Source organism: Streptomyces sp. NPDC047515, assembly GCF_040643055.1.
Classification (GTDB): Bacteria; Actinomycetota; Actinomycetes; order Streptomycetales; family Streptomycetaceae; genus Streptomyces.
Genome location: NZ_JBEYTM010000016.1, coordinates 1 through 16,824 on the forward strand (window position 1 = coordinate 1; position 16,824 = coordinate 16,824).

17 protein-coding genes are annotated in these 16,824 nt (G+C 69.4%); 8 read left to right on the plus strand and 9 right to left on the minus strand.

Annotated elements, in window-relative coordinates; all coding sequences use genetic code 11:
- On the plus strand, window positions 1-210 hold a 210-nt coding region (locus tag ABZ826_RS15890), incomplete at its 5' end, for a transposase (RefSeq protein WP_361447497.1).
- Window positions 211-260: 50 nt separating this feature from the next.
- Here ABZ826_RS15890 and ABZ826_RS15895 read toward each other — a convergent pair.
- A complete protein-coding gene (locus tag ABZ826_RS15895) occupies window positions 261-827 on the minus strand; it encodes an SMI1/KNR4 family protein (protein WP_361447499.1) in 567 nt (188 codons plus the stop codon).
- 502 nt (window positions 828-1,329) lie between these two features.
- Between ABZ826_RS15895 and ABZ826_RS15900 the strand changes: the two genes are divergently transcribed.
- Complete coding sequence (locus ABZ826_RS15900; protein ID WP_361447501.1) at window positions 1,330-1,770, plus strand: Imm1 family immunity protein; 441 nt, start codon at window positions 1,330-1,332, stop codon at window positions 1,768-1,770.
- Window positions 1,771-2,009: 239 nt separating this feature from the next.
- Here the strand turns inward: ABZ826_RS15900 and ABZ826_RS15905 are convergent, their stop codons facing one another.
- Complete coding sequence (locus ABZ826_RS15905) at window positions 2,010-3,164, minus strand: glutathione-independent formaldehyde dehydrogenase (RefSeq protein WP_361447503.1); 1,155 nt, start codon at window positions 3,162-3,164, stop codon at window positions 2,010-2,012.
- Between the two features lie 571 nt (window positions 3,165-3,735).
- Here ABZ826_RS15905 and ABZ826_RS15910 point away from each other — a divergent pair.
- Window positions 3,736-4,626, plus strand: coding sequence for a metallophosphoesterase (locus ABZ826_RS15910; RefSeq protein ID WP_361447505.1), 891 nt, complete (start codon window positions 3,736-3,738; stop codon window positions 4,624-4,626).
- 84 nt (window positions 4,627-4,710) lie between these two features.
- Here ABZ826_RS15910 and ABZ826_RS15915 read toward each other — a convergent pair whose 3' ends face one another.
- Window positions 4,711-5,613, minus strand: coding sequence for a glycosyltransferase (locus tag ABZ826_RS15915; RefSeq protein ID WP_361447507.1), 903 nt, complete (start codon window positions 5,611-5,613; stop codon window positions 4,711-4,713).
- Window positions 5,614-5,786: 173 nt separating this feature from the next.
- Here ABZ826_RS15915 and ABZ826_RS15920 point away from each other — a divergent pair, with 173 nt between their 5' ends.
- Entirely contained in the window at window positions 5,787-6,599 is an 813-nt protein-coding gene (locus ABZ826_RS15920; protein ID WP_361447509.1) for a class I SAM-dependent methyltransferase, read from the plus strand.
- Window positions 6,600-6,614: 15 nt separating this feature from the next.
- On the opposite strand, the gene ABZ826_RS15925 is transcribed toward ABZ826_RS15920, so the two are convergent.
- Window positions 6,615-7,277: a ScbR family autoregulator-binding transcription factor gene (locus tag ABZ826_RS15925; RefSeq protein WP_361447511.1), complete on the minus strand. Its 663-nt coding sequence runs from the start codon at window positions 7,275-7,277 to the stop codon at window positions 6,615-6,617.
- Between the two features lie 133 nt (window positions 7,278-7,410).
- Here ABZ826_RS15925 and ABZ826_RS15930 point away from each other — a divergent pair, with 133 nt between their 5' ends.
- The gene (locus ABZ826_RS15930; RefSeq protein WP_361447513.1) at window positions 7,411-8,463 is read left to right on the plus strand and encodes a ScbA/BarX family gamma-butyrolactone biosynthesis protein; all 1,053 of its coding nucleotides are present in this window, start codon (window positions 7,411-7,413) and stop codon (window positions 8,461-8,463) included.
- Window positions 8,460-9,389, plus strand: coding sequence for an NAD-dependent epimerase/dehydratase family protein (locus ABZ826_RS15935; RefSeq protein WP_361447515.1), 930 nt, complete (start codon window positions 8,460-8,462; stop codon window positions 9,387-9,389). The genes ABZ826_RS15930 and ABZ826_RS15935 overlap by 4 nt, the downstream gene beginning before the upstream one ends.
- A gap of 22 nt (window positions 9,390-9,411) precedes the next feature.
- Here ABZ826_RS15935 and ABZ826_RS15940 read toward each other — a convergent pair whose 3' ends face one another.
- From ABZ826_RS15940 to ABZ826_RS15950, 3 genes are all read right to left on the minus strand, one after another.
- On the minus strand, window positions 9,412-10,293 hold the full coding sequence (locus ABZ826_RS15940) for a PhzF family phenazine biosynthesis isomerase (protein ID WP_361447517.1): 882 nt from the start codon (window positions 10,291-10,293) through the stop codon (window positions 9,412-9,414).
- An 80-nt stretch (window positions 10,294-10,373) separates the two neighbouring features.
- Window positions 10,374-10,841, minus strand: coding sequence for a lamin tail domain-containing protein (locus ABZ826_RS15945; RefSeq protein WP_361447519.1), 468 nt, complete (start codon window positions 10,839-10,841; stop codon window positions 10,374-10,376).
- A 147-nt stretch (window positions 10,842-10,988) separates the two neighbouring features.
- Entirely contained in the window at window positions 10,989-11,759 is a 771-nt protein-coding gene (locus ABZ826_RS15950; protein WP_361447521.1) for an SDR family oxidoreductase, read from the minus strand.
- Window positions 11,760-12,021: 262 nt separating this feature from the next.
- Here ABZ826_RS15950 and ABZ826_RS15955 point away from each other — a divergent pair, with 262 nt between their 5' ends.
- The gene (locus tag ABZ826_RS15955) at window positions 12,022-13,650 is read left to right on the plus strand and encodes an alkaline phosphatase D family protein (RefSeq protein WP_361447523.1); all 1,629 of its coding nucleotides are present in this window, start codon (window positions 12,022-12,024) and stop codon (window positions 13,648-13,650) included.
- 22 nt (window positions 13,651-13,672) lie between these two features.
- On the opposite strand, the gene ABZ826_RS15960 is transcribed toward ABZ826_RS15955, so the two are convergent.
- Window positions 13,673-14,677, minus strand: a complete 1,005-nt coding sequence (locus ABZ826_RS15960; protein ID WP_361447732.1) for a Gfo/Idh/MocA family oxidoreductase — start codon at window positions 14,675-14,677, stop codon at window positions 13,673-13,675.
- Between the two features lie 86 nt (window positions 14,678-14,763).
- Here ABZ826_RS15960 and ABZ826_RS15965 point away from each other — a divergent pair, with 86 nt between their 5' ends.
- Window positions 14,764-16,086, plus strand: coding sequence for a multidrug effflux MFS transporter (locus ABZ826_RS15965; RefSeq protein WP_361447734.1), 1,323 nt, complete (start codon window positions 14,764-14,766; stop codon window positions 16,084-16,086).
- 53 nt (window positions 16,087-16,139) lie between these two features.
- Here ABZ826_RS15965 and ABZ826_RS15970 read toward each other — a convergent pair whose 3' ends face one another.
- Window positions 16,140-16,790, minus strand: a complete 651-nt coding sequence (locus ABZ826_RS15970) for a hypothetical protein (RefSeq protein WP_361447525.1) — start codon at window positions 16,788-16,790, stop codon at window positions 16,140-16,142.
- Window positions 16,791-16,824: the final 34 nt, after the last annotated feature.

Here is a 16,824-nt window from a genome sequence, read left to right on the forward strand (position 1 = left end):
GTCTACTACCTGCCGCCCTACGCACCCGACCTCAACCCCGTCGAAGGGATCTGGTCACTGCTGCGGCGCGGCTGGCTCTCCAACGTCGCCTTCACTACCTCCGAACACCTCGTCCAGCGCATCCGACGCGGTCTACGGCACATCCAGTACCGCAGCGACCTCATAGACGGTTGCCTCGCCGAGACCGGCCTGACCATCCGACCCACCTGAACCCAGCGACATTACGAGTTCAACCTCAGTAAGAACTTCCGGGGGGCGATCTAGTCGAGCTCCTCGGGCTCAGGAATATATTCTTCCGGATAGGTCGAGATTTCAGCGATGGATTCTTCGAGCAGGTCTTCAAATCCCGGGGCGACATAGCTCATCTCGTCCGGATCATGTGTGTATGCAATGATTTGACCAGGGGTACCCTCCTGTGTAGGGCAATAATCCTGCATCAGAATCCCCGCACCCCCGCCAAGCTCGGCGAACGGCAGCCAACCGTTATTGAACCAGCCTGCCTGGATCCGAGGATCCTGTGGCTGTGGACCGAGATAGTCGGCATAGCGTGGGGCGTTGCGCTTCATGGAGCGTCGCCGCTCCGTCGCCGCCTCTATAGAGAGAAAACCGTAACCACTCAGATATCCCGGCCTGGCGAACACTGGCATCCAAGTTGGCCCCCCATCTGCCTCCAGCCATGCCGCCCGCAAGCCCGGATCCAGAGGGAATCCAAGATCATTCTCAAATTCTCGAAGTTCGGCCATGGAGGCCGACGGAGAAAGTTCGAGCCGCCCTTCGGATGCCAAGTAGATTTCTGCCAGAACTTCCCGGTAAGTGTTGAATTCCATGGGGGGCTCCTATTATTCGCACTCAGTCCGCGCGCATCAGGGAATCTTTGCACACCGCTCGAACGAGCCGTTGCTGACGGTGCACAGCTGAAGGTGGCGTCTGCGGGCCTCTACTGCACCACCCTCGATCTCTGGCCCGCACTTCCCACGGGCTCTACCACTCCGTCAACCCCCGAAGGGCTTACGGCGCCGACCACTAAGCGGGGCAATACCCGGCGTACAGCCCGACTCGTCTGCTGCCCTGAGTTCCGCAGGTCAGGGCAGGTTCTCTCCATCTCGGCCGGCCTCCGAGAGCGCGGACTGAAGCACGTCCTGGATGAGCATCGGGCCCCGCTCGTCCTGGCTCGCCTGTGGTGCGAGGATGCCTGCTCCAAGCTCGTGGCCCGGTTCGGTATCGGCATCGCTACCGTGTACCGCTACGTACGCGAGGCCGTCGAGTTGCCGCCCCCACGCCCCGAAGCTCGCGGACCTCTGGAAATGGCCATGTAGGGATGGGTGGAAAGTGACGCACAACAGGGTTCAGGCGTACTACTGCGTGCAGCATGCATACGAACCATTGGTAGTCCGAACCCCTGAGGATGTCGATGCACTGATCGACGCTCTTGCTACGGGCCCCGAGTTCGAGAACTCGGCTGTTCTGCACAGTTCCGAGCGTGAGCTTCTGCCGTCAGGATTTCCAGATCACGAGTTCAGGATTGGCGCCGACGGGAAACGGCAGGTAGGGGTTCTGGGCTTCATGGACGAGAAGAACTTCGTCTCGCTCGGCTCTTCGGGAAGCAATCATGGAGGGGAGGTGACCTACTTTGTTGCAGAGAATTCGACCGAGTTTCCCGCCACGGCAGAAATCCCCCTTGCTCTGGTGCGCCAGGCCGCAAAGGAATTCCTTTCCTCCGGAGGGCGGCGTCCAACGTGTGTCCCTTGGCAGGAGCCAGAAATCTGGTAATCGCTGTTCTGGTCCAGCACCCGGTGAAGCGGGAGGCAGGGTCTTCACGGTTCGGGTGAACTCGACCTGTTCGGGGTCGACTTGGGCGTTGGCCGCGGCCTGGGCTGTGAGGGAGGCGCCCGACTCGTCTGCCGTCCCGACCTTGTCACGGGTCGGGACGGACTTTTCGTCGCGGGAACGCCGACGAGCCCCTTCGCGGTCGCCCTCGGGCGGCAGGCCAACGGGCGAGCGGGCCCGGTTCAGCCGGTGCCGTCGGGGTGGAGGACGACCTTGGTCCAGCCGTCGTCCCGGGCGTCGAAGTGCTGGTAGCCGTCGGGGGCCTGGTCCAGCGGCAGCTCGTGGGAGACGATCCACGAGGGCTTCGCCTTGCCCTGCTCGATCAACGCGCACAGCTGGCGGTTGTAGGCCTTGACGTTTGCCTGCCCCGTGCCCATCGACTGGCCCTTGAACCAGTACAGGCCATAGTCGAAGGCGACCTCGCCTTCCTCCTTGTACAGCTCGTCCGGACTGCCGGGATCATGGGGAAGGAAGACACCCACGACCCCGATGGTGCCGGTGAACTTCACCGAGTGCACCAGGTTGTTCAGCGTCAGATTCGGGTGCTCGCGCCCCTGCGCGTCGTGCGCCTGGTAGCCCACGCACTCGCACCCGCGGTCCGCGCCCAGCCCGTTGGTGTGCTCGTTGATCTGGTCGATCGGTGAGGCCTTGGAGTCGTCGATGGGGATCGCGCCGATCTCCTCGGCCAGACGCAGCCGGTCGGGATGACGGTCCACCACCATCACCTTCGCGGCGCTCTTCAGGTTCGCCGACAGCGCCGCCATCAGGCCGACGGGACCGGCACCGTAGATGACGACGGTCTCACCCGGCTGCACACCGGCGAGTTCGGTGCAGTGCCAGCCGGTCGGGAAGATGTCGGACAGCATCACGTAATCGGTCTGCTTCTCCCGAGCCTCTTCCGGGAGCACCAGACAATTGGAGTCGCCGTACGGAACCCGCAGGAACTCCGCCTGGCCGCCGCTGTACGGGCCCATCCCCGCGAAGCCGTACGCGGCACCGGCCATCTTGGGATCCACGGGCGTGGTCAGACAGAAGGCCGTCAGTCCCCTGTCGCAGTTGCGGCAGAACCCGCAACTGATGTTGAACGGAAGGCAGACCAGGTCCCCCACCCTGACGCGGTCCACACCGTCACCGACCTCGACGACCTCACCCATGTTCTCGTGGCCCAGGACACGCCCTGTCTCCATGTCCGTACGCCCCTCGTACATGTGCAGGTCCGACCCGCAGATGTTCGTCGAGGTGATCTTCACCAGCACATCCGTCGGCCGCTCGATCCTCGCGTCCGGCACGTCTTTCACGCTCACCGAATGCGGACCGTCGTACACCAGTGCCTTCATGAGTGACTCCCCTTCTTTTCGGCATTCCGAATATCGATCGAAGGAATTCACGTACTGTGGTTTTTGTGCGTGCGCGGCGCCGGACGCACCGGCTGTTCACGGCGACGCGTATCCGTGCACGTCGGCCGGGACACTTCCATGAGTTCTGGGACAAGCTCCCATCGAAAGAAGTGGGAGGCGGCGAGAAGTATCACCAGGGCCCGCCGGCCGGCCACCGGCCGACCTGCTCCCGTCGACTCGCTGGTCGCAACCTGGAGGTACGACGCTGCCGGGCAACCCCTTCAAGCGTCCCATCGGGGCACTGCATGTCAACCCGGGAACGGCGTTTCGACTCATGCCGCCGTGACGTGGGCCTTTCTTCGATCAGGCCGGTATCGCCGACCGCCTGCTCTCCGGCATCTCGACCTGGAAACCAGCCGTTCGCGGTCAGCCGGTCGCGGACTTCGGTGTCAGTTCCTCGGGGCTCGTCAGTCGTTCCCGCGACACGGTGTGACAGCCGAACGGTGGGTGATGTGCCGGGCCGCTTCATGGGGCACGATCTTGTCCAGTCGTTCCTCGGGAAGGGTTCTCCATGACGGATCGTGCCAATGGGAAACGCGGGTCTCTGCTGGCGGTGAGCGATCTTCACGTCGGGGTGACGGACAATCGTCCCATCACCGAGTCCCTGCGGCCGGATTCGGATGAGGACTGGCTCATCGTCGCCGGTGATGTCGCGGAGCAGGTCGAGGACGTGGAATGGGCACTGCGGCTGCTCGCGGGCCGGTATGCGCAGGTGATCTGGACCCCGGGGAACCATGAGCTGTGGACGACCAACCACGACCGCGTGCAGTTGCGGGGCCAGGAACGGTACGAGCATCTGGTCGAGTTGTGCCGGGGCCTCGGGGTGACCACTCCGGAGGACCCCTACCCGCTGTGGCCCGGCCCCGAGGGGCCGGTTGCCGTCGCGCCCGTGTTCGTGCTGTACGACTACAGCTTCCGGGCACCGGGCACGACGACCAAGGAGGAGTCCCTGGCGTACGCGCACGAGACGGGGGTGGTGTGCACCGACGAGTTCCTGCTGCACCCCGACCCGTACCCGAGCCGTGATGCTTGGTGCCGGGCGCGGGTGGCGGCGACGGAGCGGCGCCTGGCCGCACACGATCCGGAGATTCCGCTGGTCATCGCGAGCCATTGGCCCCTGGTCCGCCGGCCGATGGACGTCCTGACATATCCCGAGTTCGCCCAGTGGTGCGGCACCGAGCTCACCGCCGACTGGCACCGGCGCTTCAACGTGGCGGCCATGGTCTACGGACATCTGCACATCCCCCGTACGACCTGGTACGACGGGGTGCGCTTCGAGGAGGTCTCCATCGGCTACCCCAGGGAATGGCGCCGACGGGGCCACCCCAGGGGACTGCTGCGGCGGATCCTTCCCTACGACGAGGGCGTCACCGTGCCGGATCCGGCCGGACGGACGTCGTGATCCGGCCGTGGGCCGTGACCTCCCGGGGCCCGGCGAAAGGCAGAAGTCCGGGGTCCCCGAGTCGCGGCGGCTGCGGCGCAGTGCTCAGATGACCGGTGGTCGGCCCAGTCTCGTCATCCGCCACACCGTGCGCCACCGCATGGGCTGCCGCCGCCCGCACGGCGTACGGACCCCTTCGGCGAAACCGCCGGCCCAGGCGCGCAGACCCGTCGCCGACCGGGTGCGGGCCACGGTGAGGAGGGTCCAGGTGCCCAGATAGGCCGGTACCAGGGGCAGAGGGAGATTGCGGCGGGCCAGCCAGACCCGGTTGCGGGCCGTCATCCGGTAGTAGACGGAGTGTCTGGCCGGGGAGGTCTTGGGGTGCTGGAGCAGCAGATCGGGCTCGTACAGGATCTTCCAGCCCGCGTCGAGCGCCCGCCAGGACAGGTCCGTCTCCTCGTGCGTGAAGAAGAACTCCGCGGGCCAGGGCCCCGTCCTGGCGAGCATCTCCATGGAGAGGGCGTGGCCACCGCCGAGGAACGCGGTGACCTGGCCGCGCCGCATCGGATCGCCGGCGCGCAGGCGCGGGACGTGACGGCGCTGGGTCTCGCCGTGCTCGTCCGCGATCCGGAAGCCGACGATGCCGAGTCGTGGGTCGGCGGCGAACAGCTCCTGGACCTTGCGGAACACCCCGTGGTCGACCAAGAGTCCGTCGTCGTCGAGCTCGATGACGACATCCACGTCACCGAACTCGGCCAGCTGGCGCAGGGCGACGTTGCGGCCACCGGGGCAGCCGAGGTTCTCGTCGAGTTCGATCGCCGTCACACCGCCGGACAGATCGGACAGACCGGGAATCGCGGTGAAGTCCGGGAGCGGTGAGCCGTTGCCCACGACGACCAGCCGGACCGGGCGGACGTCCTGCGCGGCCACCGATGCCAGCAGCGCCTCGACCTGCTGCGGACGGTCTCCCATGGTGACGATGGATACGGCGATGCGGGGTACGGGCACGGTCGGCACTCCTGGTCTCGCTCGGTGCCCGTGATCGTAGCCGCACCGAACGGTCGCCCGTTGTTCAGGCGCCTGTCGTCGCCGTGTCATGCCCCGTGGTCCTTCATCAGGGCGCGGTGCGTCGCGCGTGGGTAGGGTGACCCGGTTGCCGATCGACGAGCCGAGGGGCACCCGTGACCTCAGAAGAACACCGTGACACCCGCAGAATGGTCTTCGGCGGGGTGGCCGAGGCGTACGACGCCGGCCGCTCCGGATACGCGGAGCCGATGGCCGCGGAGGTGCTCGCGTACGCGGACCTGGGGGACCGCGGGGCCGTGGAGGTCGGCGCGGGCACCGGCAAGGCCACCGTGCCGTTCGCCGCACGGGGGGTTCCACTGGTGTGCGTCGAACCCGATGCGCGCATGGCCGAGGTGCTGCGCCGCAACACCGCCGGACATCCGAACGTCCGGATCGAGGTCGGCGACTTCGAGCAGTGGCAACCGGGCGGTCGGCGCCACGGGTTGCTGTTCGCCGCCTCAGCCTGGAACTGGCTGGACCGCGAGCGGCGCTGGGACCTGGTGCACGCCGCTCTCGCACCTGGCGGGGCGACGGCGCTGATCTTCGGCCCGCACGGAATCCATGACGCAGGCCTGCGTGCCGCGCTGGCGGACATCGGTGCCCGCCACGGTGTGAAGAGTTCCCCGCACCGATTCCTGGCCCGTGACCTCTCCGGCGGCGAGCCGGGGAGCTGGGACCAGCGCTGGCCGGAGGCGGAATGCCGCCGTGACGGACGCTTCACCGAGCTGCGTTCGGTCCGGTTCGGGCGGGATCTGCGGTACGGAACCGAGCGGTACCTCCGCCACCTGAACTCGCTCTCCGCCTATCGCGTGCTGCCCGCCGAGAGCCGGGCACGGGCGCTGGACGAGATCGGCCGGCTGCTCGACGCGCACGGCGGCGGCATCGACGTGCACCAGGTCACCGACATCTTCCTCGCCCGCGCCCGCTGACCCGGCTCCCCTCCGTCAGCCGGGCGCGCCGGCCTGGCTGGGCACCGACCCCATGGTGCTGATCAAGCGCTCGCCCCGGTCCTCGGCCATGTCGAGCGTGGCCAGCACCGCCGGGGTCGAGATGCTCGGCAGCACGTAGTGCAGAAGGACCGAGATCCGTCGCCCCAAGTCCTCGCGCTTGCAGAGGGCTTGGGACATCACCTGAATGCCGGAGAACGAGCCGGCCAGCATCTCGGCGGTCTCGCGGGGGTTGACGTGCGGCAGGAGCTCGCCCTGGCTCCCCGCGGCGGTCAGCAGATGTTCGAGCCGGTCTATCCAGGCACGGAACGGTGTGCCCCGGTCGAGCCCCTCCACTGCCTGGTCCATGGCCAGCCCGACACTGGCGCGCACCAGCGGCTCATGGCGGAGCCGGTGGGCGAGCAACATCCCCTGATCGACCAATTCCTGAAGTTTCGTCAGCTGTGGGGGGAGTGGATCGCTGTCCAGTTGCACGTCCATCACCCCGAGAGCCAGGTCTTCCTTCGAGGTGAAATGGAAGTAGAGCGCACCCTTGGTGACACCGGCTCGCGCGAGGATTTCGCTGATGGTGGCGCTGCTGTAGCCGCGTTCATCGAAAACGGCGGCGGCTGCCACCAGGATCGACCGTCGAGTCTGGATCGCGCGCGCCTGCTGTGCCATCAGCTACGAGTCTCTCTCAGTCGTGGCGTGGTCAGCGCCACTGGGACATGGCTGGATAGGAAAACCGGACTGTCAGTATCTTACTGCGGGGGCTGCCTGCCCTCCCGGCATGGATCCTCTGGGAGGAAAACTCATGGTTCAGCTCACCTCACACAGCGCTTCGCTCTCCGTCGAGGGTGTCGGGTCTGCCGAATCCACCGGGGCCCCCGGCGTCGAGGGGGCGACGTCGAGGGGGAGACGGTCCGAGGCGGATTTCCTGGGGCCGCTGGTCCACCGGTCCGATGCCGAGGACATCTTTCCCACCGGCTGGACCCGGCAGACCGAGACCCAGTTCTCGGTATCGGCCCGCTGGCCGCACGCGCACCGCTTCTTCGCCCCTGTGTCCGGCCGCCACCAGGACCCGCTGCTGATCGCGGAAACCATGCGTCAGACGACGATGCTCCTGGGCCACGCGGCGTTCGGCGTCCCGGTGGGCGACCAGTTCGTGATGTGGGAGCTGGCGTACGTCTGCGAGCCCGATCAACTGCTGGTGGGGGAGGCGCCCTGGGACATCACCGTGGACGTGTCCTGCTCCCGGATCCGGCGGCGCGGCAAGAGCATCGGCTCCATGCATGTCGAACTGCTCCTGCACCGCCTCGGCACAGTCCTGGCCAGCGGTGGCGGACGTATCAGCTGCACCTCTGCCAAGGTGTACGAGAGGCTGCGGGGCGACCGGCAGGACGTCATCGGCGCCCCGATACCCCTCCTGCCCGCCGTCGCGCCGGGCGAGGTGGGCAGGACCGATGAGCGCGATGTCGTCCTGGCGCCGACGTCGCGGCACAACGTCTGGCAGCTTCGGCTCGACACCAGGCATCCGACGCTCTTCGCCCGGCCCAACGACCATGTGCCGGGCATTCTGCTGCTGGAGGCGGCCCGTCAGGCGGCCGTCGCCGTCACGCCCGGCCACTGCTTCCTCCCGGTGTCGGTGAAGACGGACTTCGTCCGGTACGTGGAACTCGACCGCCCCTGCTGGGTCGAGGCCCGGCCCGTGCCGGCCGGTGACCGCACGGCGGCCGGGGTGCGGGTCTCGGCGACACAGGACGGTGAGACGGTCTTCAGCTGCACCCTCGAATCCCCGGTCCCGCGGCACGACGCGACGGGCGATCGGGGGAGCCGGCAGGGCGACCGGCAGAATGTCGCGTCATGACATCGCGCGTACTCATCACCGGCGCGACCGGTTTCATCGGCGGCCATGTGGTGGCCGAGGCCCGGTCCGTCCCCGGTCTCCGGCTGCGTCTGATGACCCACCGGACCGCCCTTGCCGCACCCGCCGGGCCCGACACCGAGACGGTGTACGGGGATCTCGCCGATCCCGCGACGCTGCGCGGCAGCTGCGAGGGCGTCGACGCGGTGATCCACTGCGCCTCCTCGATCGGCGGTGACGAACCGACCGCCCGGTCCGTAAATGATCAAGGTACTCGTGCGCTGGTGGAAGAGGCGGCCCGCTGCGGGGTCACCCGGATCATCCATCTGAGCACGGCATCCGTCTACGGCCGTGGGCCGTTCACCCGGCTGCGGCCCGGACAGGCCGAGCCCGCCCCGGCCTCGGCCACCAGCCTGACCCGGGCCGCAGCCGAGCGGCATGTCCTCGCGGCCGGCGGCGCAGTCGTGCGCCCGCACATCGTGTACGGGGCCGGGGACCGGTGGGCCGTGCCCGGACTGGTCGGGCTGCTCCGGCAGCTCTCGGCCGGTCTGACCGGGTGCGAGGCGCGGCACTCGATGATCGACGTCCGGGCGCTGGGCAGGGCGCTGCTGAGCGCGGCGCTCTCCCCGAAGGAGCCGGCCGGCGTCTACCACGTCAACCATCCCGAACCGGTGAGCTGTTCGCAGCTGCTGTCCACGGTCGTCGACGGGCTGCGGCTGCCCTGGGGAGCCGCGGGCGTCGACGTGGAGGCGGCCCGCGAACGGCTCGCCGGCGTCCCGTACGCGCTGCACCACCTCGGCATGCTCGCCGTGGACCACTGGTTCACGGACGAACGGGTCGGCCGGGACTTCGACTGGGAGCCGGGCGAGGGGTTCACGACCGGGTTCGCCCGGCACGCCCCGTGGTACCGCGGTCACCTCGGCCGGTGACGGCCCGCGGGGCGTGCGGGCGTCAGTTCCCGATCCGGGTGCCCGTGCCGCTCACCCGCACCCGGGCATCGCCCGCCCGCAGTTCGACCGTGAGGGTGCCAGGACGGCCCATGTCCTCGCCCTGGTGAAGGGTGAGGACCGCGGTGTCCGGGACGAGTCCCAGGGCGCGCAGATAGGCACCGAAGGCAGCCGCCGCCGCACCCGTGGCGGGGTCCTCGACCACACCGCCGACCGGGAACGGGTCGCGGACGTGGAAGACGTCCGGCGCCGCCCGCCACACCAGCTGCAGAGTGGTCAGGTCCAGCCGGTGCATCAGGGCTTCGAGGCGTGCGAAGTCGTAATGGAGGTCGGCGAGGCGCTCACGGGTCGCGGCGGCCAGCACCAGGTGGCGGGCGCCCGCGTAGGCGATCCGGGGCGGCAGGGCCGGGTCCAGATCGGCGGCCGGCCAGTCCAGGGCGGCGAGCGCCTGCGCCAGGTCGTCCGGGGCGATGTCCATGACGTCCGGTTCGACGCTGGTGAGGGTGGCGCGGAGTTCGGTGCCCTCCTGGGTGACGGTGACCGGGACCGTACCCGCGGGGGTGCTGAACACCAGATCGCCGGGGCCGTCGCGCTCGGCGAGTGCGAGGGCGGTCGCCACGGTGGCGTGGCCGCAGAAGGGGACTTCGGCCTTCGGGCTGAAGTAGCGGATCGTGTACCCCCGGGCGGCCGGCGGCTCCTCGTCGCCCGGCTCGTTCCGCCCGGTCAGGAAGGCCGATTCGCTGTAGCCCAGCTCCGCCGCGACGGCGAGCATCGCCGCGTCGTCGAGGCCGGACGCGTCGAGGACGACCCCTGCCGGATTGCCGCCCTCCGGGTCGGCGGAGAAGGCGGTGTAGCGCAGGATCCCGGTGGTTGAGTTCTGGGTCATGCCGCAGGTCAACTCTGCCGCGGCCCGGGACATTCCCGCCCGGTGGGCCGGATGGGCGCCCCGGACCGCGGTCGCCGGGCTCAGTGGCAGTTCTTGACGCCCTTGTCCGACCTGGTCCAGGAGCAGGAGTCCTGGAGCTTGCCGTTCGGCTTGATCAGCCGGGCCTTGTCACCGGTGTTGTTCCAGACGTACGAACCGCGGTTCCAGTAGACGTGGCCCGACCCGTTCCTGCCCTTGCCCGTGTGGACCTTGACGGTCTTGCCCGCGCCGACGGTGTAGCTGCCGAAGGTGTACGTGTAGCCGGTGTTGTCCTTGAGCTTGTACCCCTTGAGCTGCAGCTTCGACTTGCCGTTGTTGTGGATGTCCACCCACTCGGCGTTGAGGGAGGCGTTGGTGCGGGTGTCCTTGCCGGGGCTGTCGTACTGGATCCTGCCGAGGTGCAGCCCGCCCTGGTGCGAGGCGGCCGAGGCCGGGGCCGTGGCGAGCAGTGAGCCGGCCAGGGCGGTGGCGGCGGCCAGGGCGAGCGGTGCCGCGGTGCGTATGTGCATGCTGTGATCCTTGCGTGGAGTTCTGGTGAAGAACTGTGAGCATAGAGGCAGCGCGCACCCGTCCGGCCGGAAATGACGTATTCCGGCCGAGAATCGGTCGTCCGGGCGGCAACCGCCCGCGCCGGGCGCCCGGTTCGGGCGGATCCGTCAGCCGCGTCCCACGTATGGCATGGTCGTCGCGAGGACCGTCGCGAACTGCATGTTCGCCTCCAGGGGCAGCTCCGCCATGTGGAGCACCGTCCGGGCCACGTCCGCCGCCGCCATCACCGGCTCCACCGCCAGTTCGCCGTTGGCCTGGAGGATGCCCGTCCGCATCCGCTCGGTCATGTCCGTGGCCGCGTTGCCGATGTCGATCTGGCCGCAGGCGATCCGGTACGGGCGGCCGTCCAGCGACAGCGACTTCGTCAGGCCCGTCATGGCGTGCTTGGTCGTGGTGTAGGCGACCGAGTGGGGGCGCGGCGCGTGGGCGGAGATCGAACCGTTGTTGATGATCCGGCCGCCCTGCGGGTCCTGTGCCTTCATCAGCCGGTACGCCGCCTGCGCGCACAGGAACGCGCCCGTCACGTTCACGTCCACCACCGCGCGCCAGTCCTCCAGCGAGACGTCCTCGACCGGGACGGAACGCGGGCCGAACGTGCCCGCGTTGTTGAAGAGCAGATCGAGGCGGCCGAAGCACTCCCGTACCGAGGAGAAGAGGGCGGCCACGTCCTCGGGGCGCGAGACGTCGGCGGGGACGGTGATCACCCGGGCCTTCTCCCCGGCCAGCGCGGCGGTCTCGGCGAGGGGCTCCGGGCGTCGGCCCGCGAGCGCCACCGACCAGCCGGCGCCGGTCAGCGCGAGGGCCACCGCGCGGCCGATTCCGGAGCCCGCGCCCGTCACGACCGCCGTCTTCGAGTCGTTCAACAGTTTGTCGCTCATGGCGCCGCAGCGTACGCCTTCGCGTTCAGCGGGTCGCGTGGGGCCACATGGGGTCAAGAAGATGCGCGGGGCGGCGGGTTCGCTCTTCGGACGGCGCTTGGCGATGATCATGGTTCCCGTCCTGTATGCGCGTTCTGCCCGGTGGACCCATTCCTGCCGCGTTCCTCATCCGCGCGACGCCGGAGCGACGCGAACACGACAACAGCTCGATGTGCTGGACCGGTGGACTTCGAGAGCACACCACCAGCCAGGGGAGGGACAGATGACGTACTCATCGCACCAGCAGGAGATGCGCGACGCCGTCAGGCACGTCGGACGCCGCCGTTTCCTCACGGTCACCGGTGCCGCCGCCGCGCTCGCCTTCTCGGTCGGTCTGCCGGCCGCCGGCACCGCGAGCGCCGCCGAGCTGGACGCCATGAGGATCAGCGACGACCCGTTCACCCTCGGCATCGCCTCCGGCGACCCGCTGCCCGGCTCGGTCCTGCTGTGGACGAGACTCGCACCCCGGCCGTACGAGCCCGGCAGCGGACTGCCCCGGGCCCGCGTCCAGGTGCGCTGGGAGCTCGCCCGCGACGAGCGCTTCTCCCGCATCGTCCGGCGCGGAACGGCCACCGCCCACCCGGAGTTCGACCACAGCGTCCACGTCGAGGTCAAGGGCCTCGAAGCCGACCGTGTCTTCTACTACCGCTTCCGCACCGGCGCGTGGACCAGCCCCGTCGGCCGGACCCGCACCGCGCCCGCCCGCGGCGCCCGCAACAGCACCCTGAGCCTGGCCGCCGTCTCCTGCCAGGCCTACCACGACGGTTACTTCACCGCGTACAAGCACCTCGCCCGGGAGGACGTCGACGTCGTCTTCCACCTCGGCGACTACCTCTACGAGTACGCCGTCGACGCGACCGGCGGCGCGCGCCACCACACCGGCCACACGCTCCCCGCCCACTTCGACAAGGAGACGGTCACGCTGGAGGACTACCGGCTGCGGTACGGCCTCTACAAGTCCGACCCCGATCTGCGCGCCGCCCATGCCGCGCACCCCTTCGTCGTCACCTGGGACGACCACGAGACCGAGAACAACTACGCGGGCGACACCCCCGAGAACGACGTACCGCCCGAGGAGTTCCTGCTGCGGCGCGCCGCCGCCTACCGGGCGTACTGGGAGAACCAGCCGCTGCGCACCCCGCAGCGGCCGACCGGTCCGGACATGAAGCTCTACCGGCGCCTGCACTTCGGCGCCCTCGCCCAGTTCGACATCCTCGACACCCGCCAGTACCGCAGCGACCAGGCGTACGGCGACGGCTGGCAGAAGCCGGGGCCGGAGTCCGAGGACCCGTCGCGCACCCTGACCGGCGCCGCCCAGGAGCGCTGGCTGCTCAGCGGCTGGCATGCCTCGCGGGCCACCTGGAACGTCGTACCGCAGCAGGTCACCTTCGCCCAGCGGCGCGATGTGCCCACCGATGCCTTCAAGCTGTCCATGGATGCGTGGGACGGCTACCCCGCCTCCCGCGACCGGGTCCTGAGGGGGGCCGAGGCCGCCGGGATCCACAACCTGATGGTGCTGACCGGCGATGTGCACGTCGGCTACGGCTTCGACCTGAAGAAGGACTTCGACGACCCGTCGTCCCGCACCGTCGGCACGGAGATCGTCGCCACGTCCATCACGAGCGGCAAGGACGGCTCGGACAGGCCCGGCAGCTGGAACAACCAGATGCGGGCCAATCCGCACATGAAGTTCTTCAACGGCCGCCGCGGTTACGCCGTCATCACGCTGGGCCGCGAGCGGGCGCGTGCCGACTACCGCACGGTGTCGGCCGTCACCACACCCGGCGCGCCCGTCGCGACGGCCGGATCATTCGTCACGGAGGTGGGGAACCAGGGCCTCACGCCCGCGTGAGGCCCCGCGCGGACGGCCCCGGTCAGCCGAGGCCGTCGGCCGGGTAGCGGACGCCGATGCGGTCACGCACCGCGTCGAGCGTCCGCATCACGGCCAGGGAACCGTCCAGCGGCACCAGCGGCGACTCCGTCTCGCCCGCCCGCAGCGCCCGCGCCACCTCCGCCTGCTCGAACTGCATCCCGCGCAGTCCCCCGCCCGCCGCCCCCGCGGTGAACTCCTCCGGCTCCTTGCCCGGCCGGTGCAGCACGAAGCGCTCCGGATAGAAGAAGCCGTGCGGGAAGTCGATCCGCCCCTTCGTCCCGGTGATCGCCGCGGTGACCGGGGTGTCCCCGACGATCGAGCAGTTCAGCAGCGCCGAGGCGCCGGCCTGCGACCAGCTCAGCAGCATGGCCGTGTTCAGATCGACGCCCTCCGGGGAGAGCAGCGCGTCGGCCTGCACCCGGTCCGGCTCGCCCAGCAGCAGCTGGGCGAACGACACCGGGTAGACCCCGAGGTCCAGCAGCGCGCCACCGCCCAGCGCCGGGTCGCGCAGCCGGTGTTCGGGGCCGAAGTCGCCCGCGAACCCGAAGTCGGCCTGCACGGTACGGATATCGCCGATGGCGCCGTCCCGGACGAGCTCCGTCATGCGCCGGATGACCGGGTTGCAGTACGTCCACATGGCCTCCATCAGGAAGAGACCACGGTCCCGGGCGAGCTTCACCAGCTCGTCCGCCTCCCGCGCGTTGAGCGTGAACGCCTTCTCGCACAGCACGTGCTTCCCGGCCTCCAGACAGAGCGCGGCCGCCTCCCGGTGCGCCGAGTGCGGCGTCGCGACGTACACCACGTCGACCTCGTCGTCGGCGGCGAGAGCGGCCCAGCTGCCGTACGCCCGGGGTATCCCGAACCGCTGCGCGAACGCCTGCGCCGAGGCGTCCGTACGGGACGCGACGGCCACCACCTCCGCGTCCGGCATCGCCCGCAGGTCCTCGGTGAACGTCGCGGCGATGCCGCCGGTCGCCAGTACACCCCAACGCACGGACCCGCTCATGCCTGTCATGACTGCTCCCCAAAAGGTCTCGACCAGTGCGGCTGAGCTGAGAGCATAGAGGTGGATTCAACGACATGGAGATGAGAATGCCGGAGAGCGGCGCAAGCCGGGCCCAGCAGGAACGCACACACATAACGACCACCGGGACCGGGGCCGAGGGGCCCCCGGCCACCGGCACACCTCCCGGGAATCCGGCCGCCACCGAAGCGGCCCGGCGCACCGGACTCCTCGTCACCCTGGTCCTCGGCGGCCTCACCGCCCTGCCGCCCCTCTCCATGGACATGTACCTCCCGGCACTGCCCGCGGTCACCGACTCCCTGCACTCCTCCGCCGCGACCGTCCAGCTGACCCTCACCGCCTGCCTCACCGGCATGGCGCTCGGACAGGTCGTCGTCGGACCGATGAGCGACCGGTGGGGGCGACGCAGGCCGCTGCTCCTCGGCATGATCATCTACGTTGTCGCCACCGCGATCTGTGTCTTCGCCCCCACCACGGAACTCCTCATCGGCTTCCGTCTCCTGCAGGGCCTGGCCGGTGCGGCGGGGATCGTCATCGCCCGCGCGGTGGTGCGCGACATGTACGACGGCGTGGAGATGGCCAAGTTCTTCTCCACCCTGATGCTGATCTCCGGCGTCGCGCCGATCGTCGCCCCGCTGATCGGCGGCCAGGTGCTGCGGTTCACCGACTGGCGGGGAATCTTCGCCGTCCTCACCGTCGTCGGCGTGGCCCTCACCCTGATCGTCTGGAAGTGGCTGCACGAGACCCTGCCGCCGCAGGACCGGCACACCGGCGGCATCGGCGACGCGCTGCGCACCATGCGCGGGCTGCTCGCCGACCGGGTCTTCACCGGTTACATGATCGCGGGCAGCCTCGCCTTCGCCGCCCTCTTCTCGTACGTGAGCGCCTCGCCGTTCGTGGTGCAGGAGATCTACGGGGCCTCGCCGCAGACGTTCAGCCTGCTCTTCGGCATCAACTCGGTCGGCCTGATCATCGTGGGCCAGATCAACGGCAAGGTGCTGGTCGGCCGGATCAGCCTGGACAAGGCGCTCGCCTTCGGCCTCTCGGTCATCGTGCTGGCCGCGGCCGCGCTGCTGCTGATGACCTCCGGGGTCTTCGGTGACGTGGGGCTGGTCCCGGTGGCGGCCGGCCTCTTCGTGCTGATGTCGGCGATGGGGCTCGCGATGCCGAACACCAACGCGCAGGCCCTGATGCGTACGAAGAACGCGGCCGGATCCGCCTCCGCGCTGCTCGGCACGTCGTCGTTCCTGATCGGGGCCGTCGCCTCGCCGCTCGTCGGGATCGCGGGCGAGGACACGGCCGTCCCGATGGCGCTCGTGCAACTGGTGTGCGCGGCGGGCGCGATGGCCTGCTTCCTGGGGCTGTGCCGGCCCTGGCAGCGGGCGGCGTAGGGCCTCTCGTCCGGATCGTGCCCGGCTGATCCGGACGCAGGATGCCGACGAGGTCAGCCCCAGGTCCAGCCGCTGATCAGGTCCGGTCCGAGGTGGCGGGAGGCAACGGAGGCGAGCGACGGTACCGCGCCGTCTTCGGACGCGTGCTTGAAGGTGTGGACCACGCAGGTCCGCACCGGGTGCGTCGCCCCGCCGGGGTACCCGCACTCATGGGCGGACAGCGGCCGGTGCTGCGGACGTGCCAGGGCGAAGCAGACGAGCATCGTGCGGTGGTCCTCGTATCGGAACCGGTCGGCGATCGCCCGGTTGCCGAAGTCCATGTGCGCGAAGGTGACGGCGATGTCCTCGGCGCCGTACGGAGCGGCCCGCAGCGCCGGCAGTACGTCGAGGACCGCGTCCCCGGCGGCGAGCAGCCGGGCCTCCTCGTGCGAGGGACCCCAGGGCGGCGGGTCGTCGTCCGGCTCGCCCAGCGGGTACTCCTCGGTCCGTAGCGTCGTGCCGACGGCCGGCCGCTCCCAGCGGGCCTGCCCGCTGACACTGCCCCAGTTGAGACTGGCGTTGACGCAGAGCCTCCCCGCGACGAGCGCCCACGGCGTTCGGACCAGACGCTCGCGCGCCAGATCGACCACGAGGCGCCCGAAGGCCTCGGACGGAAGCAGAGCCGGCTCCGCGGGCGCGATGAAGGCGTCGGTCCAGATTCCCATGCCCCGTTCTAACAACGGGGGCCGGTGCGGCGCG